This is a genomic window from Lysinibacillus parviboronicapiens, from assembly GCF_003049605.2.
GTDB classification, from domain to species: domain Bacteria; phylum Bacillota; class Bacilli; order Bacillales_A; family Planococcaceae; genus Lysinibacillus; species Lysinibacillus parviboronicapiens.
Window position 1 is genome coordinate 4,297,274 of sequence record NZ_CP073713.1, and the last position, 22,074, is coordinate 4,319,347.

Genomic DNA, 22,074 nt, shown 5'->3' on the forward strand with positions numbered 1-22,074 from the left:
GTCTCACAGTACTTTGCGGACGATTCTTTTTTTACTCATTCTCTAATTGAAGTAAAAACTCTTTCATTGCTAAACCACTACGAAAACCTGTTAGTTTGCCATTTTTCCCGATGACACGATGACATGGAATAATTGCCAATATGGGGTTGGCGCCGATAGCACTTCCAACAGCCCTTACCGCTTTTGGCTTGCCAATACGTTCTGCAATCGCTGAATATGATGTTGTCGCACCATAAGGCAGGGTTTTTAACGCATCCCAGACAGCGAGCTGAAAAGCTGTCCCCTTCACATGAATTGGTAGATCAAATTCAGTAAGTTGACCGTTCAAATAAGCTGTTAACTGTTCAACATATGGTATTAATTTTTCTTTACTCACTTCAAAGGTATAGCCTTTAAATGGCTTTTTTGCCCACTCTTCTACTTCATCAAATGGCGCATTGGGTGTTCCGATATAAACAAGGCCTTCTTCCGATGCAACGATGTACATAGTTCCCTGGGCATATGTTAGCGTATCTACATATAAAATATCCATTTTCCCTGTTCTCCTTACATATCGTATTGCTAGTACTCTTACTATAAAAATGGAAAATACCTGTAGCAACCATTCATTTCTATGCTACATTAATATTACCTACTAATATAAAGGAGTTTCTACTATATGAAAACGCTATACGAGCCCGCAATTCACTTTCAACAGGTCAGCTTTTCAGTAAATAACAAAGCAATTTTAAAAACAATCACTGGTTCAATCCCAAAGGGCAAAATTACAACACTTGTTGGCCCATCTGGTGCAGGTAAAACAACGCTACTGAAAATGTGCAATGGGCTACTCACACCGACGAACGGGCATATTTTTATTGATGATCAGCCAATTGCCACGTACGAACCTACTACTTTACGTAGACAAGTAGGTATTGCTCTTCAATCTGCGCCAATGATTGCCGGTACAGTTTTTGATAATTTAGCCCTTCCCCGTTCACTACAGGGAAAAGCACTCACGCAACAAGAAGCCAGCCAATTCTTAAAGGACGTCGGACTCGATGACAGCTTTTTACAACGCTCAATAACTGAATTATCCGGTGGACAACGCCAAAAGGTATCCATCGCACGTACCCTTATCAACCACTCTTCTATCCTATTATTAGATGAAATTACATCTGCTCTTGATCGTCAATCAGTACAGGACATCGAGGCACTCATTGTGACATTAAACAAAAAATATAATGTCACGATGATTTGGATTACACATAATTTACAGCAAGCACTAACGATTGGACATTATACTTGGGTTATGATGGATGGAGAGCTTATCGAAACTGGGCAAAGCTCCCTACTGGATGCTCCAAATAATCCTCGTGTTGCAGAATTTGTACAGGGGGTAAACGCATGACATATACTGCCCTTTCCCTAACATTGATTTTTGTATTAATTCCATTGTTATTATCAAAAGTTTTAAAGCTTGGCCTTGAAAAAGACACGATGATTGCGACTATACGCTCTATTATCCAATTATTAGCAGTTGGCTACATTTTAAAATTTGTCTTCGAAACAGGCAGCATTATCTATATTTTGTTGATGGTTGCATTGATGATTTTTACAGCAACTCTAAATGCCCGTAAAAAAGGAGCAGGAATAAGAGGGATTACATGGAAAATAGCTAGTACCCTAGTTGTTGTTGAAGTTGTGACACAAGGCGTATTATTAGGTTTTGGCATTATACCTGCAACAGCACAATATATCATACCGATTAGTGGTATGTTAATTGGTAATTCCATGGTATTATCTATATTATTTTTAAATCGTTTTACAGCAGAAATCACGAGTCATCAGGATGAAATTGAGCTCATTTTATCACTCGGCGGTACCCCCAAACAGGCGATTCATCGTCAACTAATTAGCGCTATTAAAGCAAGTATGATTCCAACAATTGAAAGCCAAAAAACAATTGGACTTGTGCAATTACCTGGCATGATGAGCGGACAAATTATCGGCGGAGCAGACCCCATTCAAGCGGTACAATTTCAACTTTTAATTATTTTCGCACTTCTAACAACTGCAACATTATCGAGCATAATGATTGGTTTTTTAAGCTATCCTGTACTTTTTAATGAACGTATGCAAATAATAGAAAACAAATAATTGTTTCAAGGAATCCATTACATGGTTTCCAAATATGTTATACTAGAAAGAAAAATGCTGTGAGGAGAATGACCATGTTATTACGCGATTTTTTCATCCAATTATCTGAGAACCAACTATTAAACAGTACTGCTAAAAAATACGGCTTAAAACTAGGCGCCCAAAATGTAGTAGCTGGTACAAATATAGAAGAAACGATTGCAAGCATCAAAGAGCTAAATGCCCATAATATCTCTTGTACAGTAGATAATTTAGGGGAATTTGTTTCTAGTGAAGAAGAAGCATCTGCGGCTAAAGAACAAATCCTTGCTGTTATTGAAGCGATTCATGAAAACGGTGTCAATGCCCATATTTCACTAAAACCATCTCAATTGGGCTTAGATATTGACGTTGATTTTTGCTATGACAATTTATATGAGATTGTTGAAAAGGCAGCTGCCTACGATATTTTTGTTAACTTTGATATGGAAGATTACGGTCGTCTCCAAACGTCTTTCGATATGGTTGAAGAACTTTCAAAAACATTTAATAATGTCGGTACAGTTATTCAATCATACTTTTATCGTGCCAAGGACGATATTGAGAAATTCCAAAACTATCGTTTACGAATTGTAAAAGGTGCATATAAAGAACCTGTGGAAGTAGCTTTCCAGGATAAATTAGATATCGATTTAAACTTTATCGAGTTGATTGAATACCATTTACTTCACGGTAAATTTACATCAATTGCAACACATGACCATAACGTCATCGCACACGTAAAACGCTTTGTCGCTGATAATAATATTCCGCTTGATAAATTCGAATTCCAAATGCTTTACGGCTTCCGCACAGACATGCAAAAAGAGCTGGCGAAAGAAGGCTATAACTTCTGCGTATACGTACCATTTGGCGAAGATTGGTATGGTTACTTTATGCGTCGTTTGGCGGAGCGCCCACAAAACATTAATCTTGTAACGAAGCAAGTATTTACGAAAAAAACGAATACAGTCCTTGCTGTTGCAGCAGGTGCATTCGTGCTTGGACGCTTAACAAAGCGCAATAAATAACCACCGAACCTTATCGTCATGATGGCGATAAGGTCTTTTATTGATAATCGCCTATAAAAGAAAAAAAGCGGCGAGAATTGCTTCCCGCCACATTTTTAAGGATTTGTTGACCATAAACCAGCATGTTTTAACACAACACGCGGATGTAATTTTAATTGCGCCACCATTAAGTCAGCCAGGTCCTCCGCCTGCATAACTTTTTCTGGATTACCGTCTGTTAATTGTAACTCAACAGCCATATCTGTTGCGACCGTACTTGGTGTTAACGTTACAACACGGATATTATGCTTACGAACCTCTAACATTAATGATTCACTCATACCAATCACCGCTGCTTTCGATGCACTGTATGCACTTGTGATTGGTGCACCTTTTTGACCCGCTGTCGATGAAATATTAATAATATCTCCTGACTGTCGTTCAATCATTTCTGGTAATACGGCGCGTGTTGTGTAATACACACCTTTTACATTTACATCTACGATATTAGTCCAGTCCTCCGGTGAAAGTTCTAAAAACTTACCGAATTTTGAAATACCTGCGTTATTTACTAAAATATCTATCGGACCTAGCTCTGCACGGATGCTTTCAACAGCCAATGAGATCGATTCTAAATCAGCTACATTAGCTGCCGCAATCGCTACTTTCACATTGTAAGCTTTCAATTCTTCAGCAACATGTTGTAAATTCTCTTTTGTACGTCCTACAAGTCCAACGTTTATGCCCTCTTTTGCGAAGGCGATTGCTGTCGCACGTCCAATCCCTCGGCCCGCACCAGTAATTAAAGCAGTTTTTCCAGAAATAGTTTGCATACCTCTTACTCCCTTTTGAATAGTTTATAGCGTAATTCTCCATTTTTTAGCATACCTATTCGTCTGTCAAAAGTACATTCAGAAGTCTTACTTATTCCAACCTTTTTCCTTAAAGCGTGCAATAGCCTCAATTCGATTGCCAACATGTAATTTTTCTAAAATAGTCGAAATATAGTTCCGTACAGTGCCCGCTGATAAAAATAACTCTGCTGCAATTTCCTTTGTTGTCTTACCTTCTGCAACCAATGTCAGCACTTGACTTTCACGCTCTGTTAAAGGGTTTTCACTATCATCTTCATAGACAAAATCAACAAGTTCAGGAGCATAAATTCGTTTACCGTCCATAATCGTACGAATAGCACTTACCAATTCCTCAATTGGACTATCCTTCAGTAAATAACCACGAACCCCCGCTTTCCTTGCCCGTTCAAAATAACCTGGTCTAGCAAACGTTGTTAAAATAATGACTTTACAATCCGAACCATGCAATTCTTCAGCAGCATCTAGTCCAGTTTTCACTGGCATTTCGATATCCATAATACAAATATCTGGCTGATGCTCTTCTACAAGTGCCAATGCTTCCTCACCATTTTTTGCTAACCCAACGACCTCCATATCATCCTCCATACTGAGTAACGAACGAAGCGCCCCTAACAGCATACCTTGATCTTCAGCAATAACAATTCGAATCATGTCACAATCCTCTTTTCCTCTATATGTTCTGCAAATTTTCTTTAACTTTTTGATGTGTGATGGTCACAGGAATGGACACGGTTAATGTTGTGCCCTCGTCACCCTCTATCTTAAAGGAACCATTGATAAATTCTAAACGCTCTCGCATCCCCTTTAATCCATTACCACTTTTCAAAATCTGCTTTTTCGAAATACCCTGTCCATTATCACGAACAACTAGGTAAACCTCTTTAAAATTTTGATGGAAAGCAATTTCACACTTCGTCGCCCCACTATGCTTGACTACATTCGTTACCGCCTCTTTCAAACACATGGATAAAACATTTTCCACAAGGGGCGGAACCTGTAGCGTATCCTTATCACCATCAAAAACAAATTCCATTTCGGCAGCTTTAAGGATTTGAGAAATACGCATAAGCTCATCTTCAAATTTTGCTGTACGCATATCTGAAACTAATTCTCGAACCTCTTTTAAGGCAATACTCGCCGTTTGGCGAATATCTCTAATCTCGACTAATGCCTGCTGTGGATCACGTGCAATGAGTCTTGAGGCCAGGTCACTTTTTAATCCTATCATCGATAATTTTTGACCCAATGTATCGTGTAAATCACGTGCAATGCGTTGACGTTCTTCAAAAATAATCAATTCTGCAATTCGTTCATTCGCAGTTTCCAATTGTCCTTCTAGATTTTCCCGTTTATTCTTCGAATAAATGGTAAGTGGTAAAAGTACAACCGCTAAAATCGTTAGTACTACAAATGGAAGTTGCGATAAAAATAAATGTAATTCCACGAAGAAACCAATCCCAGTTGAAATAACAGTAAAGCCGATATGCAAGCCGTACATAATATAAAAGCCTACAGGTCTACGAATATTACCGATGAAAAACGCTGTAAATATGGATAAATACACATAACCATATAATATGGTCAAAATAATATTAATGACCATTTCGAAGCTAATCCACATATAAACAAGCCCATTTCTCGAATTTACGGAAAAGCGATAAAAAATAAAATACAGCATCAAAAAAGTAATGCCTATCGATATTTCAAGATAAGAAGATTTTTTAAAAATAAAGAAAAACGGTAGAAAACAAAAAATAATCCATAAATAAATACTTAGCATGGGACTATTCGGAATAATACTATGCCACTTTCTCATCATAACCTCACAATCTTTCCTGCTTTTCCCTTTATTATAACAAGAAAAGCGCATATGTGCCCCTTTCATAGCTGTCGCTTGGCTTTCGCATAGTCAAATCTTTCATTGCTATCGCTTCATCGTGTCCATAAAATCCTCTTATATAAAACAGCCATCCCCAGAAGAGATGGCTGATCAACTAAGCAGCTATACTGCCTTTCGCTTTTCGCTTAATAATTTCATTAACATCTTTAAATGATACAAATTTCCCGTGTTCTTCATCATATAATTTGTAGCGTAATGATTCTAAACTTGTGCGCAATGTAATTGTTGTAGCTGTTTGTAAAGGTGGTGTTTCATTATGCGCTTTTTCAAGGTTATAGTTAGGAACACGAGGTGCCAAATGGTGAACATGGTGGAAACCGATGTTACCAGTTGCCCATTGTAATAACTTCGGTAGTTTATAGTACGAACTACCTTCAACAGCTGCTTTTACATAATCCCAATCTGTGTCATGTTCAAAGTAAGAATCCTCATACGTATGTTGGATGTAGAATAACCAAATTCCTAGTGAACCTGCGATGAATAATGTGACACCTTGCACTAACAAGAATGACTGCCAGCCCAAGAAATAAATTAACGCTACACAAACACCTGCAATAATAACATTGGTAATATGTGTATTCATGCGTTCCTTTGGTTTTGCATCTTTACGGTTAAAACGATTTAACACTAACACCATATATAGTGGACCTAAGCCAAACATTACTAATGGATTACGATAAAAACGATACCATAAACGTTGCCCTTTAGAAGCTTCTAAATATTCTTCCACTGTCATCATATCGATATCACCGATACCACGCTTATCTAAGTTCGAACTTGTTGCGTGGTGAATTGTATGCTCGCGCTTCCATTTTTCATACGGAAATGAAGTTATTACCCCAGTAAATAAGCCAACCCAGTCGTTTGCTTTTTTACTTTTGAAAAATGAACCGTGTGTACAATCATGGAAAATAATGAATGCTCGTACGACAAATCCAGCTGAAATTACACTTAAACCTGCAGTTAACCAAGGTGAGACATCAACTAACATATATCCAGCGACCCATAGAACAATTAACGGTACAATTGTATTCACCATTTGAAAAACACTTTTACCAGTATCTGATTTCGCAAATGGTGCTACATCTTGGCGCAGTTTTTTTGTTTTTTCTTTATCTGTAGCCATTTCGTTTTCCCTCGTTTCCTTTTGCTTATGACCTCATCATAAAATAAGATTATAATGCGCAACAGACGCAAACATCATAAAAAGGATATGACAAATGTCATATCCTTTCTAATTGTAGACCAACTCTAAAAAAATATGAGTTTGTCTACAGTCTTTTTCCTTTTTAGAATAAATAGTAAGAAAACGTTGCTTTCCGTTCCAGGCGCTCCCTTTCCGCATGCACGGCTCCAACTAATTTTTGCGACGAATCGCCGCAAAAATTGGATTTTCCACAAGTGCTGTTCGTGCAGGAGTATCACGCTTTCCACGCCAATCAACTTGTATTGCCTACTGATTATTCTGCTCTAACCTGCTAAACCATACTTGAAGTAGTAACGCAAGAACACTTAGTCTACAACTACAGGCTGCGATTGATTTTTTGTTTAGCTATCCATTAGTAAAAGACCTATATTCACCTTAGGGCATCCACGTATCCGTTCAATGTGTCAAACTATCAAAGTAGTTGAAACGATATGGCCCTATCATTGGTTTTTAGAATTTGGCTTTCTTACAAAGGTCTCTCATTTCTCTACTGTAAAAATGATGGAACATCCGTTCCGCAATGACAGATCTTTTTAGTCTTTCGGTCCGCTTAAATGTAGTTGATAAAACACTAAATTCAGCCATTTTTCAAATTTATAGCCTGCATTTTTTATCGTTCCCGCATATTCAAAACCCAGCTTTTCATGCGCCTTCATGCTACCTGAATTTTCAGCATCAATACCCGCTACAAGTGTTTTGACCCCATTCTCCTCTGCTATACGTATTAATTCACGCATCAGCTTAGTCGCAATACCTTTCTGATAATGCTCCTTATGCACATACACCGAATGCTCCATCGTATGCTTGTAACCAGGATATGGTCGGAACTGGCTATAAGTAGCAAAGCCAGCCACTTCTCCATCTTCCTCAAAGACTAACAGCGGATTATCAGATTGCTTTTGCTCATCAAACCACTGTCTCTTCTCATTTAATGTTTGTATTTCATAACGGTAGACAGCTGTGCTCGTTAAAATGATGTCATTGTAGATGTCTAAAACCTCGGGTAAATCTTTTACTTCCATTAATCGAATCATTATATCCACGTCCCTATTTCGAGAAAAATACACCTCTTTACGCCTTAAGGTAATGGATGTCTGGAGATATTGAATATGTACAAATACAAGTCAATATCCGTGACATCCACCGAAGTGTACCTCTGATGCTACTACATAAAGTTAAACCATCTGCCTTAAAATTACACGTTGAAATATCGTGCATCTGGATGGGCAAACACAATCGCTGACACAGACGCTTCCGGCTCCATCATAAAGCCCTCCGTTAGATGAACACCAATATCCTTTGGCTTTAATAAGCCAAATAATTTCTCTTGATCTTCTAAGTTTGGACACGCTGGGTAGCCAAATGAAAAACGTTGACCCTGATATTTCGCAGCAAAACGATCACGCATCGTGAAGTCCGTAGCATCCGAGAAGCCCCATTGATCACGAATTTCTTGATGCATACGCTCAGCAAAACCCTCTGCTAATTCTAGTGCCGTGGATTGTAGCGCATGACTCTCCAAGAATTTCCCCTCTTCTTTTAACTGGCGCGCCGTCGCCATCACACCTTGTCCAGCTGTGACAACCATGAGTGCAATATAATCCATTTCTCCGCTTTCTACTGTTTTCAAGAAATCTGCTAAACACATAAAAGGCTCAACCTGTTGACGCGGGAATGTAAAACGCTCAATTTCTGTTTTACTATCTGCTGGGTCATAAACTATTACATCATCACCATCTGCTTGTGCTGGGAAAAACTGATACATGCCGGATGGTTTCAATAAGTCGCTTCGTAGATAGCCATCCACTAAATCTTTGAGTTCGGTTGCACGCAAATCCCCAGCTTCTAGTAATTGTTGCACTTGCCCTTTTAAGCCTAAATGATGACCAAGTAATGTACGCATATTCACGTATGGATATAAATGTGATACGGAATACTCTTTTTTCACATGGCGACGAACATCTGCCGGTAAGAAAACAGTTGCATCCTTAACTGTACGTGCAGGCTTAAGCGTTGGTTCTTTCACAGGTCGCGCCGCTCTTTTTTCATCGGCCTCTAATCGCTTTTGACGCGAGTCTGCAACTTCAGCCAAGAAGTTCCTGCGCGTCTCCGTACCCATTAATAGGTTGGCCTGTTCTAAACCTTGCATTGCATCTTTAGAATAAATAACAGGACCATCGTATTCATTAGCAATTTTCGTTTCTGTAAAACGACGAGACAATGCTGCACCACCGACTAAAATTGGTACATCAATCCCTGCTTCCTTAAAGTCCTGTGCGGTAATCACCATTTGTTGAGCAGATTTTACAAGTAAGCCAGACAGTCCGATGAAATCAGGCTTCTCCTTGCGAATAGCCTCGATTAACTGTGCTGGTGTTACTTTGATACCAAGGTCAACTACCTTAAAGCCATTGTTACTTAAAATAATATCAACTAAATTTTTCCCGATATCGTGTACATCGCCTTTTACAGTCGCAAGCACCATTTTCCCTTTGCCTGCGCTTTCTTCATTTTTCTCCATGAATTGCTCAAGGTGCGCTACTGCAGCCTTCATAACACCTGCTGATTGTAGGACTTCCGCTACTATTAGCTGATTATCGTTAAATAAGCGTCCTACCTCAGCCATTCCTTCCATTAATGGTCCGTTAATAATATCAAGTGGTGCATCATAAATTTTTCGAGCAGCGTCTAAATCTTCAATTAAGCCTTCCTTTGTACCCTCTAAAATATAGTAAGCTAAACGACCTTCCACTGTTTTTGGAATATCTGCTTCAGTCTTTTCCTTCTTCTTATCACGATAAAAATCAGTGAATACGGCAAGTGTTTCATCATTCGTATTGAATAATAAATCATTGGCTAGCTTAATTTCCTCTTCTGGAATAGATGCATAGCGCTCTAGCTTCTCCGTATTGACAATCGCATAATCTAAACCAGCGAGTGTACAGTGATATAGATAAACAGCATTCAATACCTCTCGACCAACTGGTGGTAAACCGAATGAAATATTACTTACACCTAGCACGGTTAATGCTCGTGGCATTTTTTCTTTGATAAGTCGAATTCCTTCAATTGTTTCAAGTGCTGAGCCAATATATTGCTCATCTCCTGTACCTACCGGGAACATTAACGGATCAAAAATAATATCTTCTGGTGCTAGACCCCATTTTTCCGTTAGTAATTTATAAGAACGTTCAGCAATTTCTAATTTGCGCTGACGATCCACCGCCATACCCTGCTCATCAATTGTACCAACAACTAACGAGCCACCATATTTTTTCACAAGAGGCATAACCGCATCAAAACGTTCCTCGCCGTCCTCAAGGTTAATGGAGTTGATGATGGCCTTACCTTGAGAAAATTTTAATGCTTCCTCGATGACTTTTTCATCTGTAGAGTCGATTACAAGTGGCACTTTTACCTTTTTCACTACCTCTTGCATGAAACCACGCATATCTTCCAATTCATCACGGTCAGGGTTTGCTAAACAAATATCAATGACATGCGCTCCATTTTTCACCTGCGCGCGAGCAATTTCTGCTGCTTCTTCAAACTTACCATCTATAATTAAGTTTTTAAATTTACGTGATCCGATAACATTTGTTCGTTCCCCGATAAATAGTGGTCGCATAGAATCATCATAGACTAATGGCTCAATCCCAGATACAACATGTCCATGTGTAGCTTCAGGTAATTGACGGGGTTTTTCATCTTTTATCGCTTCACGGATAGCTGCAATATGTGCTGGTGTAGTCCCACAACAGCCGCCAACAATATTTAGCCACCCTTTATCAGCAAAGCCTTTTAATTTCTGTGAAAGTGACTCTGGTGATTCATGATAGCAGCCTTCTTCGTCCGGTAAACCTGCATTTGGATAACAGCTAATATAGCCAGTAGAAAGCTCTGCAAGCGAACGAATATGGTCTGTCATAAATTCCGGGCCTGTAGCACAGTTTAAGCCAACTGATAACGGCTTAATGTGCTCAATTGAAATATAAAATGCATCAATTGTTTGACCTGCAAGTGTTGTACCCATTGGTTCAATGGTACCTGAAATCATTACCGGAATTTCTTGTCCCGTAGTTTCAAAGGCACGTGATACTCCCAGTGTTCCCGCCTTTACGTTCAGCATATCCTGACTCGTTTCCAGTAGCAGAACATCTGCACCTGCTTCTATTAAAGCTTTCGCTTGCACATAGAAGTTTTCCTCTAGCTCATCAAATGTAATACCACCGGTTACCGATAAGGTTTTGGTTGTCGGTCCCATGGCCCCCGCTACAAAACGTGGCCATTCTTGTGTAGAAAACTGATCTACAACCTTACGAGCAATCTCCACCGCACGTTTATTAATGTCTTCTGCCTTGGCGCCAAGATTATATTCGTTTAAGACGAGTGGTGTACCACCAAACGTATTTGTACAAATAATATCTGCACCCGCTTCTAAATATTTTCTGTGAACCTTTTCAAGTACATCTGGTCTTGTGAGCACAAGATTTTCATTACAACCGTCAAGATCTTCACCGCCAAAATCCTCTGCTGATAAGTTTTCATTTTGTAGCATTGTACCCATTGCGCCATCAAGAATTAAAATTCTTTTCTCAAGTTGCTCTTCAATTAAGTGCTTAGCCATTTATACGTACCCCTTTTTTCTGTTCATCCAATTGCTCAATATATTTCATCAACTCTAGTGTCATGTCATAGCGTAAAAATGGTGTGATTAAGTAAATACCATTGAAATATTCTGAAGCTACTTCAACTAATTCTTTTGCAATCGCAATTCCTTCCAATGTTGCACGGTCCTTATCTTCACCACAAGCCTTCATACGTGCTAATGCATCCTCCGATAATTTGATGCCCGGCACTTCATGGTGTAAAAACTCTGCACTCTTATAGCTCGTAACAGGCATAATTCCTATATAAATCGGTGCATCTAAATGTTTGGTTGCCTCATAAATTTCTACAATTTTTTCCTTCGTATACACAGGCTGTGAAATAAAATAATCTGCACCATGTTCAATCTTCTTCTCTAATCGTGCTACAGCACGTTCCAATACACGTACATTCGGATTGAATGCTGCCGCTACTGAAAAGTTTGCCTTTTTACGAAGTGGTTTTCCGGAAAATGATACCCCTTCATTTAACTGTTTAATAAGTTGAATAAGCTCCATTGAAGATACATCATAAACACTTGTCGCGCCGGGGAAGTCGCCTACCTTCGTGGGATCCCCAGTAACAGCTAAAATATCATGAATCCCAAGTGCATTTAAGCCCATCAAATGCGATTGTAGACCAATCAAGTTACGGTCACGGCATGTTATATGCGTCAGTGGTCGTATTCCTTGCGTTCCCTTCAGCAAAGCGCCCATTGCTACATTGCTAATGCGCGGGGAGGCTAAAGAATTATCCGCCATCATCACCACATCGGCCCCTGCATCGTAGAGCTTTTTGGCACCTTTCATAAAACCATCAATTTCTAAATGTCTTGGTGTATCTAGTTCTACAATGATCGACCGCTCTCGCTTGACCTTTTCATGTAACGGCTCATACGTTGTTGGTTCTGCCTCACGAACAATTTCAATCTTTTCTGGCTTTGCATACTTTTCTTCCACAGGTGCTAGCTCTTCTAAGTATTTTTTAGCCGCCGCAATATGCTTGGGTGTCGTTCCACAACAGCCCCCGATTAAACGTACGCCTTGATCGCGTAAAGCTACTGCAGCTCGACCAAAGTAATCTGCCTCTGACTCATATACCACACGTCCGTCCTCCACATCTAACAGAGAAGCATTCGGATAGGCTGACATAAATGCCTTGTCAGGAAGCTCTACGCCTTCAAACGCTTGAATAGTATGATGTGGGCCTAGTCGACAGTTAACACCAACTACATCCGCACCGAGTGTCTCTAACTCATGTAAGGCATGATTTAATGTCATCCCGTTTTGCAATACACCAGGTTCATGCATGGATACTTGTGCAATAATCGGTAAATTTGTTTTCGTACGTAGCATGGACAACGTTGCTGTTAACTCTTCAAAATCATAATATGTTTCTAGTAAAAGGCCGTCTGGATTGCCTGCAAGTAACACAGTTGCCTGCTCTTCAACAGTCACTAAGATTTCTTCTAAAGTTGCATCACTTTTACGAATACCACGAATTCCTCCAATTGTGCCAAGTACAAATTGTCCACCATCTGCCGCTGCACGCTTGGCAATCGTAATGGCCGCTTCATTGAACTGTTGCACACGCGTTTCTAAGCCGTAGCGCGCTAATTTAACCGCGTTGGCACCATATGTATTGGTTTGGATAATATCAGCGCCCGCAGCAATATATTCACGATGAATTTTTTCAATTAATTCTGGTCGTTGTACATTCATTTCCTCATGGCAGTATTCCAAGCCATAACCATATAACACTGTGCCTATTGCACCATCTGCTGTTAAGACGTGTGTTTTTAACTTTTCAAGCAATCCCATAAAACATAACCTCGCTTCCCTTGTTTTCAACATAAAATATAAAAAGCCTTCTTTTACAAAAAAGAAGGCTTTAACGAATCGTAATTGTTTTTTCCTTCTCATCTTCGGACCAACAAGGTCTTCTGGATTTAGCACCTGACACGAAGTTGGTTGCTGAAGCGTCACAGGGCCAGTCCCTCAGCTTCTCTTGATAAGAATGTATTATGAATTTTTTAAATAATTAAAAGAATCATATCGTTTACAAACGATAGAGTCAAGACTATTTCACGTAACAAAGGATTTTTCACACGAAATATATGTTTTTTGAGTTTTTCCTAAAAAATCAAGATAATTTTTCTGCTAGCTCTTCACCAATTTTTTTACCATTTTGAATACAAGCACCGATGCCTACGCCGAAATAAGAACAACCTGCAATTGATAAATTAGGATATCTTTCTGAAAGTTCAGCTGTTAGCCCCTTTAAAGCTTCCTGATGAGCCAAATCATATTTAGGCATTTGATTAATCCATTTTGAAACATTCACAACTGTTGGTTTCTCCTCAATACCTAAGCTTTTTCGCACATCATCTAGTGCTACTGCAGCCAGTTCCTCCTCTGTCATTGCTCGTAATTCCTCATACGCAGGGTTAATGCTCTTATAAAATAATCGCACAAGTAATTTACTGTCTGCTGAAGTATGCTTCCATTTTCGGCTCGTCCACGTTGCCGCATTGCATTGTAAATTAGCATTGTGTGACACGATAAAGCCCGTCCCGTCTGCAGGTAGGACAGCATCTGGTACATCAAAGCCTAAATAAATCGTAATCGCTGATGCTGTATTAAATCGTTCAAAATAATTATTTAATGACGTGTCCTGCAATAAATATTGTACCGCTTCGTTAGGTAATGCTAATACAACATGATCTGCTTCCATGTTCACACTATTTGCTAACGTAATTACATAGTGATTTTCATGTTTCGTTACCTGTGTTGCGGCTATCCCTTTGAGAATTTCTACATCCGTTAATGTTTCTTCAAGTCGGTCAATAAGTGATGATAAACCTTTTTTAAATGAAATAAATTTTTTATTTGCAGCTTTCACAAATTGCTCACGGTTCGCATCAAAACCCTTGATCACACTACCATAATCATTTTTATAATCAATTAAATACGGTAACGTTGAGCCAATCGATAGTTGATTTAAGTCACCAGAGTATACACCAGCTAGTACTGGTGCTATTTGATTTTGAACAAGTTCATCACCTAAATAGTATGTTAAAAACTCACCAATGGAGCTTTCTTTTGTAAAGTCAACATTGGGCATTGTTAAATCTTTTAATGCCTCCTGTTTTCCTGCTTCTGAAACAAGTGTACTTGCTTCAAGAGATGCTAGACTCATTGGAATACCAAATGTCGTGTCTGTTGGAATTGCATGTAACTCATTATTAGTATAGATATAAGATATACCCGTTTCGTTGAATACAAGTTCTTCTTCAAACTCAAGCTCCTGTACTAGCTCCATGACCCCTTTATGTCGTGCCACTATAGAATCTGCTCCTGTTTCCATTATAAAGCCTTGTTCATAAGCGGAATGTAGCTTGCCTCCTAAATAGGCATTTTTTTCAATGAGCACAAGTTTTACATCCAAGTTTTTTTCCCTCACCTGGCGTTGTAAATAATGCATCGTACACAACCCTGTAATTCCGCTACCTAATACAACCACTGTTTTCATCTTAACCGCCCCTATTTCTTTATTTCTCTCCATTCAGTATAAACGCTTTTCGCAAAGAATTACGTTAAACCCTTTACAAATTTAGCAAAAATGGATTTTTCAACATAGCTTCCAAACATATCAGGGGTCTGCTTTATCTAAGTAATGTGCTATGTTTTTCGTGAACAAGATAAAAGACGTATGTGGCCAACTGAATATTGGTCACCACGATGTGTGCTCCTATCGCTTCTTCACTTTATTCTTTTGCTATCGCAGATAAATTGTCATAGGGTGTGACAACCCTTAGCCTCTAGCATATCATGGACGAGATTATACACTGGACGATTCATTACTGTGTATGCAATAATTTCGCCATTACATAAATCAAGGACAGGTGATAAATAGCGTTTCTCACCAAATAGATGGAACTCTGTCACGTCTGTTACCCATTTCTCGTTCATATTTTCCGCTGTAAAATCACGTTGTAATATGTTTGGGGCAATTTTTCCGACTTTTCCTTTATACGAAAGATACTTCTTCATACGGACTTCACATTTTATGCCAATGGCATTCATCAAACAATTAATCGTTTTAGGATCATGATGAATGCCGTATTTTTTTAGTTCTTTGGTAATCCGACGATAACCATAACGTCCTTTGTGTTCATGATAAATGGACTGAATTGCGGCTTTCACATCCGTGTATTTATCAGTACGATTCAAACGCTTTTCCCAGTAATAATACGTACTACGTGGAATATCAGCGACTTTGATGAATTCCACCACTTCATAGATTCTCTTTAGTTCATAAAATTAAGTACATTAATTTTATAGTCAGCTGAATATTTTGTATAGGATTTTAAGAAAGCCTCTACACCATTTTTTTGATAACGGCGAATCCAATCACTGACAACTCGATCTGTCACTCCGATATCTTTCGCAATTTCACTCATGGATTCATCTCCATTTAAGTATCGTTGAACTGCTTGAATACGTTGTTCAACACTTACCTTTGCCATAAAAAATCCCCGTAAAAGTTAGATTGGTGTCTAACTTTTACGGGGCAGATCAAAGTGAAGTAGCATGCTTTTATCATCTTATAGATAGCTCCAGTTTCTATGTCAAAAGCACAGTCAGGTCTCTAGTCTAAGTTAAATTTTGTGCGAAGTTTGCTAACTTGTCTGCTGAATTTGTTACTTCGTTAAAAGATAGTCCAAGCTCACTTAAAATTTCTGTAACAGCCTGTACTTCTTTTTCCATACGGTCATTTTGACATTTTGCTTCTGTCATAGCTTCCAATATTTTATTGAATTGACCTTTCGTTTGTACCATATTTTCCTCACCAGATGCTACCTCTTCTTGAATATTACTAAGTGAATAAACGAGTTTGTCTGTCCGCTCATTCGTTTTCTGCAATAATCTCGCCACTGCGGTGACTGATTCTTTCGTTTGGCCTGACAATTTCCGTACTTCATCTGCTACAACACTAAAGCCTTTTCCAGCATCTCCAGCACGAGCAGCTTCAATTGCAGCATTTAATGCTAGTAGGTTTGTTTGGTTCGCAATATTTGTTACAACATTCATAATCGATTCCATTTCCTTTGACATATCTGACAATTGTTCAATGTTATCTGTAATGTGATCGAGTGAGTGAATAATATTATTCATATTTATAGATTGGTGTTGTAATCGTTCTCGACCTTCTAGTGCCTGACTTTCGGCTAAAGTGGACACATGAAGAGATTTTTTTGCCAATTGTTTAATTTCATCAGATTGCATATTTAATAGATGAAAGGAGGCATTTGTTTCTTGAGAAATCGCAGCAAGACACTCTGAGGATTCTACAATTTTTTTTTCGACTTCTTCTTTTCCACGTTCAACGTTTTCCTTGAGTTGCACAACTGTATTCTCAAAAGACTCTAATACTAGCTGCTGTTCAAAATTTGAAATCTTAGAGATAGCACGAATCGTGTTGAATTGGTCCATCGGATGAGCTACATGTTTTTCTACTAAGTCTGTAAATGATATGCATAAATCTTGGAAAGCACAAATATACCATTGTGTTCTAAGTCCAATATGTACATGTACTTTTGCAATATTAACTCGCCTTTTATAAAAGTCTTCATCTATATTTCCATTAAACATTTCAACGATATGACGACGGAGTGTGACTTTCAACTTTTCCACAGAACTGTGTCTATTAATGATGTCAACTAAACTTTGCTCAGTAACAATCATGTCATAAAATCGGTCAACAATGTGATTAATATTGCCCTCAACAAATGGTTTGAACGCTTTTAAATATTGTAAATCTTGCTTTGTTAAATTGAGCATTTCAATCTGCTTTAGCATTGGCTGGTGATTAGAAATATCCATTTTAACGGTGTATTGTTGCAAATCTAATGCCGTTGCCTTTTTTTGCTTCTGAAAAATCACACATTTTCCCACTTTCATTAACGATTACTTTTGAAAAGCTGAGCCATATCCTATATCCGTTTACCAATATATATTTATAAATATTCAAAAAGATTCCAATAGCTTAAATAATATTACAATAAAATAACATCATATAATTCCACAAAAATAATCATAAATTTATTAATTCACACTTTCAAAATCTCTCATATACATTATACATTTTATCCCTGATTGTCAATTTAATGATACCCATTATATACCATTTATTTTATTATTTTGGTTAGGGAATTTTCTTTACTTACCAAAATAATGCATAAATAATAAAAAAGCTACTCCAATTTTTTTGAGCAGCCTTCATCATTTAATGCTTTTTATTCACGCTTCACGTCTTTACGTGTTTTAACCATTACAATTTTCATAATAATAAGCTGTTATTTTAGCTAACATAAATACTGTTATCCATACCCTATGCTTACTATCCTATAAAAGGACCTAAATACAGGTATTTATAATCATTAACAGCCGATGTCATAAATGAATATAAGCACCTATATGATTTTAATACTAACTTTACAATTTTTCTAATTCTTCAAGTAAAGTAGTGGCTTCTTCGATACCCGCTTCAGCTGCAAGCGCATACCATTTTTTAGCCTCTTTAATATTTCTTGGAATGCCTTCCGCTTTGTTATATATATGCCCAAGTTGTAATTTTGCCTCCGGGTCCCCTTGAAGAGCTGCTTGTTTGAACCAATGAATACCTTTTTCTATATTACGAATTCCTGTTAAACCTTTACTCCAAATAAAACCTAAATCGTAAAAGGCATCCACATGATATTGCTCCGCAGCTTTTTCATACCAATATAAACCGCGGTTCACATCTCTTGTTTGCCCTAATTGCCCTTCAAGATATATTCCACCAAGTCTGTATTGTGCCTCTACATAGCTTGATTCGGCTGATTTTTTATAAAAAAGAAATGCTTGCTCTTCATCAACTGTCACAGCCAAACCTTGCTCATGTATTATACCTAATGTAAACATAGCCTCTGCTACACCTTGTGTTGCGGCGAAGTCGAACCACTGCTTTGCAAGTGCCATATTTTCTGGCACACCTTCACCATTAAAATACATATCCGCTAAGTTATTTGCAGCATCTGCATGCCCTTGCATAGCTGCCGCTTCATATAGCGAGAAAGCGCGTTTATAGCTTTCCGTCACACCAATACCCTCAAAATAATAGTTACCCAACACATATTGAGCTTCTGCATTGCCCTGTAATACTGCTAGTTCAAACCATTTAATCGATTTTTCAGGCTGGAAGGATATGCTATCATTTGTACTATAATATTCCCCAAGCTCAAATTGAGCTTCAGCATCTTTTTCTTCAATGGCCTCTTTATATAAGTCAATTATTTCTTCATGATCTAAATCTTCCTCATCCAATACATCTACTTCTCTGTCTTGATGGATAAAATACCATTCCACTACATCTAGTACATCGTCAACAACCTCCGTTGTATACGCTAATTTCTCTAGTGAAGTAATTTGCCAAATTAAAATATAAATAGGGAGAGGGATTGCTTCACGTAATAAATCATCATATTCTGCTAAAAGCGTTAAAACATTTTCCTGTATCGTTTGTGTTTGCTCTGGATGTACAATTTGTAAATGACGTTGCTGATTTTTCCTTAAAAGCCCCTGTACAACTTGATACAGCATTTTTTGCAAGGTCGTTAGTTGCACTTCCTCAAAAGTCAGTAGTGCGATGTTTTGTGCAAACCATGTATTTTGTGTATGTGTTAGCTGTTGTAAGGATGCAATTCGTTCCTTATTTTGCTTTGCTAAAAATTGTCCATACATTGTTTTTCCCTCCCCTGCGCGCTATGTAAAAAAAACTGCCTTATCATCATTATATGGAAGGCAGTTCAAGAATGGTTACACATATGCTCTCAGTATTATTCCTACAAATAATGTAATGAATAAAAAGACTGTCACATGAACCCATTTATACATTTCTAATAAACCTATAAATTCGCGAGTAAAAGCATTAGGTAAATAATAAAAAGCTGTTTTTGAGCCAACGCCTTCTGCATCGAGTTTCGCCCTTTTTGCATAAATACTTGCGCGAAATACATGGAAATTATTTGTGACAAACAAAGAACGATATTTTCTTCCTTGGGCATGTGCATCCATTATTGCTTTGGAGAAAGCCATGTTCTGTTCAGTATTTGTCGATTTATCTTCCATGAGTACTTTTTGTTCTGGTAAATGATGCACATCAACAATATATTTTTTCATAGCGTAGGCCTCAGATACTCTTTCATCATTCCCTTGCCCACCTGAAACAATAATAACAGGTCGTGCACCGTTTTTTTTATATTGCTTCACGGCTTCGTCTAAACGACTAGCTAAAAGAGGTGGCACTCTGTCACCAATTAACCCAGAACCAAGCGCAATAATATAATTAGGCTCATAAGTTAGAGGTGTAAAATGATACACAGTTGCATAGGCCAGCACACTCGTATATAAAAACATTGTATAGCCAAATATTAAAAAAGCATAGAAGAAAAGAATATGCCATATAGGATGTTGGATATTAATAAAAATAATAAATACATACCATATCATCATGATAAAAAAGCTTAGACCAACAATCGCCAATAATAAATTCCGAAATTTACGCCCTTCTTTTTCCAGCAAAACTTTACTATTAAAAAACATTGCAATCGACAATATAAACATAACACTAGGAAAGCTCCCTAGAAGAATTACTATCCCCATCTCAGACACGATTCCCTGCTCATTTGGGAGCAATAAAGGGTAATGCATGATTATTTCTCTCACTATAAACAACCCGAGTAAGCCTAGTACAACCGCGTTGATAAAACGCCTTTTCTCTGTTAAATACAATAGTAAAAACAGTGCTATAAATCCTATTAATGATTGAATCATTATGTTCACCCCATACTTTAGTGTTTTTCTAACTTTTATAGAGACACTTCTTGTTCATATATTTTGTTATTCCTTAATTTACGGAAGCGATTATTTTGTTTTTCCCGTTCATTCATGTAAAATTCCTATTAAGAACTATTTTATGACAAAACAAAAGATTATGTTGGAGGAATGTAAGTAATGAAAAAAATTCTTGCTGCTCTTTTTGCAGCGACACTCATGTTTGCGTCTGTTGGTGCGACACTTTTAGTTTCAGATACACCTACTGCAGAAGCAAAATCGTACAAATCAGGTAAAAAAGGCTTTTCAAACAATAACAATAGCTCAAATATCCAAAAAAATCAGGATACATCTAAAGATCAAAATAATGCAACAACAAATAAAAATACGACTTCTACAAAGAAAACAGATTCGGCAACTGCTAAAAAGGGTGGCTTCTTCTCCGGCGGTCTTATGAAAGGTTTAATGCTCGGTGGATTAGCAGGTCTACTATTCGGTAGTTTATTTAGCGGAATGGGTATACTTGGAAATATTTTAGGATTATTAATTAACTTTGCAGCGATTGCAGTTATTGTGATGCTAGTCGTAAAAATCTTCAATATGTTCAAAGATAAAAAACGCAAAGAACAGGAAGCTACACAATGGCACAAATAATTAATGAGCAAGATATCATAAATGCCATCTGCTTATCACAAGCATATCACAAAAAAATTCAACCAAATGAAGTAATGGTGGAGCTTATGTATGATGATGAAACAGGCTTTGGGGCAGAGGTTGAAATTGCTGGACAAACAGAAATTTTAAATACTGCTACAATGATTGGTGCATTACGTGTATGGATTAAAGACGTGCTACATGGCGATCCATTCTCAACGGGTATTGAGCTTGTGTTAGACAATGAAGAAGGCATTATTGCTAAACTTTCATAGTTATCAAAATAAAAGAGGTTCAATAAATCTGTAAACTAGATTTATTGAACCCCTTTTTAATTTTTACTAAATTTTTTTAATTTTTCTTGTTCCCCTTCTTCACTTGAAAAATTAATCATCGTTCGACCTAGCATTAAAAGCATAATAAACATAACCCCTGTACCAATCACTAGATAAATCATGGTAAATACCTTTGAAAAATCACTTGTTGGATAAAGTCCCGTCTCAACACCTGTTGGAATTAGACTGACTACTGCAAAAAATAAGGCATCCAGCCACTCCCAACCTTCTATCCCCTTATAAAACATGGTACCCGAAAAAATGATTAAAGACAGCGTCGTAAACAATGATATAAATTGTGGTCGTTTAAATGCCCTCCATAATCCCCGCAATAATCTTTTTGTAGATAAAATAAAAGACAGCATTTCATTCTCCTTTACAACTAACAGCTTATTAAAAATATACTTGATTTT

20 protein-coding genes and 1 riboswitch are annotated in these 22,074 nt (G+C 37.7%); of the genes, 5 read left to right on the plus strand and 15 right to left on the minus strand.

Translation table 11 applies throughout. The features are described from left to right. Positions 1-31: 31 nt before the first annotated feature. Positions 32-532 (minus strand): methylated-DNA--[protein]-cysteine S-methyltransferase, encoded by a 501-nt coding sequence (locus C9J31_RS20765; RefSeq protein ID WP_107951416.1) that lies wholly within the window; start codon positions 530-532, stop codon positions 32-34. A 126-nt stretch (positions 533-658) separates the two neighbouring features. Here C9J31_RS20765 and C9J31_RS20770 point away from each other — a divergent pair, with 126 nt between their 5' ends. The 3 genes from C9J31_RS20770 (at position 659) to C9J31_RS20780 (ending at position 3,188) form a co-directional block, all read left to right on the plus strand. Beyond that, a complete protein-coding gene (locus C9J31_RS20770; RefSeq protein WP_107951415.1) occupies positions 659-1,390 on the plus strand; it encodes an ABC transporter ATP-binding protein in 732 nt (243 codons plus the stop codon). Continuing rightward, the gene (locus tag C9J31_RS20775) at positions 1,387-2,139 is read left to right on the plus strand and encodes an ABC transporter permease (RefSeq protein WP_107926641.1); all 753 of its coding nucleotides are present in this window, start codon (positions 1,387-1,389) and stop codon (positions 2,137-2,139) included. The genes C9J31_RS20770 and C9J31_RS20775 overlap by 4 nt, the downstream gene beginning before the upstream one ends. A gap of 74 nt (positions 2,140-2,213) precedes the next feature. Next, the gene (locus tag C9J31_RS20780; protein ID WP_107926643.1) at positions 2,214-3,188 is read left to right on the plus strand and encodes a proline dehydrogenase family protein; all 975 of its coding nucleotides are present in this window, start codon (positions 2,214-2,216) and stop codon (positions 3,186-3,188) included. Between the two features lie 95 nt (positions 3,189-3,283). On the opposite strand, the gene C9J31_RS20785 is transcribed toward C9J31_RS20780, so the two are convergent. The 13 genes from C9J31_RS20785 to C9J31_RS20845 all read right to left on the minus strand — a co-directional run bounded on the left by C9J31_RS20785 (position 3,284) and on the right by C9J31_RS20845 (position 20,672). Further along, on the minus strand, positions 3,284-4,000 hold the full coding sequence (locus C9J31_RS20785) for a 3-ketoacyl-ACP reductase (protein ID WP_107951414.1): 717 nt from the start codon (positions 3,998-4,000) through the stop codon (positions 3,284-3,286). A gap of 87 nt (positions 4,001-4,087) precedes the next feature. Continuing rightward, a complete protein-coding gene (locus tag C9J31_RS20790) occupies positions 4,088-4,693 on the minus strand; it encodes a response regulator transcription factor (protein WP_107926645.1) in 606 nt (201 codons plus the stop codon). A gap of 19 nt (positions 4,694-4,712) precedes the next feature. Next, entirely contained in the window at positions 4,713-5,858 is a 1,146-nt protein-coding gene (locus C9J31_RS20795; RefSeq protein ID WP_420798451.1) for a sensor histidine kinase, read from the minus strand. Positions 5,859-6,036: 178 nt separating this feature from the next. Continuing rightward, the gene (gene desA / locus C9J31_RS20800) at positions 6,037-7,068 is read right to left on the minus strand and encodes a Delta(5) desaturase DesA (protein WP_107926647.1); all 1,032 of its coding nucleotides are present in this window, start codon (positions 7,066-7,068) and stop codon (positions 6,037-6,039) included. A gap of 614 nt (positions 7,069-7,682) precedes the next feature. After that, the gene (locus C9J31_RS20805) at positions 7,683-8,183 is read right to left on the minus strand and encodes a GNAT family N-acetyltransferase (RefSeq protein WP_107951412.1); all 501 of its coding nucleotides are present in this window, start codon (positions 8,181-8,183) and stop codon (positions 7,683-7,685) included. A gap of 161 nt (positions 8,184-8,344) precedes the next feature. Then, a complete protein-coding gene (gene metH, locus C9J31_RS20810) occupies positions 8,345-11,776 on the minus strand; it encodes a methionine synthase (protein ID WP_107951411.1) in 3,432 nt (1,143 codons plus the stop codon). Further along, positions 11,769-13,616: a bifunctional homocysteine S-methyltransferase/methylenetetrahydrofolate reductase gene (locus C9J31_RS20815; protein ID WP_107951428.1), complete on the minus strand. Its 1,848-nt coding sequence runs from the start codon at positions 13,614-13,616 to the stop codon at positions 11,769-11,771. Before C9J31_RS20815 ends, metH begins: the two co-directional genes overlap by 8 nt. Before the next feature lie 95 nt (positions 13,617-13,711). Next, positions 13,712-13,813: riboswitch (SAM riboswitch) on the minus strand. Positions 13,814-13,938: 125 nt separating this feature from the next. Further along, entirely contained in the window at positions 13,939-15,327 is a 1,389-nt protein-coding gene (gene hemG, locus C9J31_RS20820) for a protoporphyrinogen oxidase (RefSeq protein WP_107951410.1), read from the minus strand. Between the two features lie 263 nt (positions 15,328-15,590). Further along, entirely contained in the window at positions 15,591-16,091 is a 501-nt protein-coding gene (locus tag C9J31_RS20825) for an IS3 family transposase (protein ID WP_193767178.1), read from the minus strand. Positions 16,092-16,105: 14 nt separating this feature from the next. Continuing rightward, positions 16,106-16,324, minus strand: coding sequence for a helix-turn-helix domain-containing protein (locus C9J31_RS20830; RefSeq protein WP_107951408.1), 219 nt, complete (start codon positions 16,322-16,324; stop codon positions 16,106-16,108). Between the two features lie 127 nt (positions 16,325-16,451). After that, a complete protein-coding gene (locus C9J31_RS20835; protein ID WP_107951407.1) occupies positions 16,452-17,741 on the minus strand; it encodes a globin-coupled sensor protein in 1,290 nt (429 codons plus the stop codon). A 552-nt stretch (positions 17,742-18,293) separates the two neighbouring features. Further along, positions 18,294-19,580, minus strand: a complete 1,287-nt coding sequence (locus C9J31_RS20840; protein ID WP_107951406.1) for an SEL1-like repeat protein — start codon at positions 19,578-19,580, stop codon at positions 18,294-18,296. 75 nt (positions 19,581-19,655) lie between these two features. Then, complete coding sequence (locus C9J31_RS20845; protein WP_107925550.1) at positions 19,656-20,672, minus strand: YdcF family protein; 1,017 nt, start codon at positions 20,670-20,672, stop codon at positions 19,656-19,658. A gap of 180 nt (positions 20,673-20,852) precedes the next feature. On the opposite strand from C9J31_RS20845, the gene C9J31_RS20850 reads away from it, so the two are divergent. Beyond that, complete coding sequence (locus C9J31_RS20850; protein WP_107951405.1) at positions 20,853-21,326, plus strand: hypothetical protein; 474 nt, start codon at positions 20,853-20,855, stop codon at positions 21,324-21,326. Continuing rightward, a complete protein-coding gene (locus C9J31_RS20855) occupies positions 21,314-21,601 on the plus strand; it encodes a DUF2653 family protein (RefSeq protein WP_107925546.1) in 288 nt (95 codons plus the stop codon). The genes C9J31_RS20850 and C9J31_RS20855 overlap by 13 nt, the downstream gene beginning before the upstream one ends. A gap of 56 nt (positions 21,602-21,657) precedes the next feature. Here C9J31_RS20855 and C9J31_RS20860 read toward each other — a convergent pair whose 3' ends face one another. Continuing rightward, on the minus strand, positions 21,658-22,026 hold the full coding sequence (locus tag C9J31_RS20860; RefSeq protein WP_107951404.1) for an ion channel: 369 nt from the start codon (positions 22,024-22,026) through the stop codon (positions 21,658-21,660). Between the last annotated feature and the right edge of the window lie 48 nt (positions 22,027-22,074).

Bases quoted from the DNA above. Each gene is read 5' to 3' on its own strand.
- C9J31_RS20830 (WP_107951408.1), bottom strand. From the start codon at position 16,324: ATGGCAAAGGTAAGTGTTGAACAACGTATTCAAGCAGTTCAACGATAC.
- C9J31_RS20845 (WP_107925550.1), bottom strand. From the start codon at position 20,672: ATGATTCAATCATTAATAGGATTTATAGCACTGTTTTTACTATTGTAT.
- C9J31_RS20780 (WP_107926643.1), top strand. From the start codon at position 2,214: ATGTTATTACGCGATTTTTTCATCCAATTATCTGAGAACCAACTATTA.
- C9J31_RS20840 (WP_107951406.1), bottom strand. From the start codon at position 19,580: ATGTATGGACAATTTTTAGCAAAGCAAAATAAGGAACGAATTGCATCC.
- C9J31_RS20850 (WP_107951405.1), top strand. From the start codon at position 20,853: ATGAAAAAAATTCTTGCTGCTCTTTTTGCAGCGACACTCATGTTTGCG.
- C9J31_RS20770 (WP_107951415.1), top strand. From the start codon at position 659: ATGAAAACGCTATACGAGCCCGCAATTCACTTTCAACAGGTCAGCTTT.
- C9J31_RS20765 (WP_107951416.1), bottom strand. From the start codon at position 532: ATGGATATTTTATATGTAGATACGCTAACATATGCCCAGGGAACTATG.
- C9J31_RS20860 (WP_107951404.1), bottom strand. From the start codon at position 22,026: ATGCTGTCTTTTATTTTATCTACAAAAAGATTATTGCGGGGATTATGG.
- desA (WP_107926647.1), bottom strand. From the start codon at position 7,068: ATGGCTACAGATAAAGAAAAAACAAAAAAACTGCGCCAAGATGTAGCA.
- C9J31_RS20785 (WP_107951414.1), bottom strand. From the start codon at position 4,000: ATGCAAACTATTTCTGGAAAAACTGCTTTAATTACTGGTGCGGGCCGA.
- C9J31_RS20855 (WP_107925546.1), top strand. From the start codon at position 21,314: ATGGCACAAATAATTAATGAGCAAGATATCATAAATGCCATCTGCTTA.
- C9J31_RS20775 (WP_107926641.1), top strand. From the start codon at position 1,387: ATGACATATACTGCCCTTTCCCTAACATTGATTTTTGTATTAATTCCA.
- C9J31_RS20790 (WP_107926645.1), bottom strand. From the start codon at position 4,693: ATGATTCGAATTGTTATTGCTGAAGATCAAGGTATGCTGTTAGGGGCG.
- C9J31_RS20815 (WP_107951428.1), bottom strand. From the start codon at position 13,616: ATGGGATTGCTTGAAAAGTTAAAAACACACGTCTTAACAGCAGATGGT.
- C9J31_RS20795 (WP_420798451.1), bottom strand. From the start codon at position 5,858: ATGAGAAAGTGGCATAGTATTATTCCGAATAGTCCCATGCTAAGTATT.
- metH (WP_107951411.1), bottom strand. From the start codon at position 11,776: ATGGCTAAGCACTTAATTGAAGAGCAACTTGAGAAAAGAATTTTAATT.
- C9J31_RS20805 (WP_107951412.1), bottom strand. From the start codon at position 8,183: ATGATTCGATTAATGGAAGTAAAAGATTTACCCGAGGTTTTAGACATC.
- hemG (WP_107951410.1), bottom strand. From the start codon at position 15,327: ATGAAAACAGTGGTTGTATTAGGTAGCGGAATTACAGGGTTGTGTACG.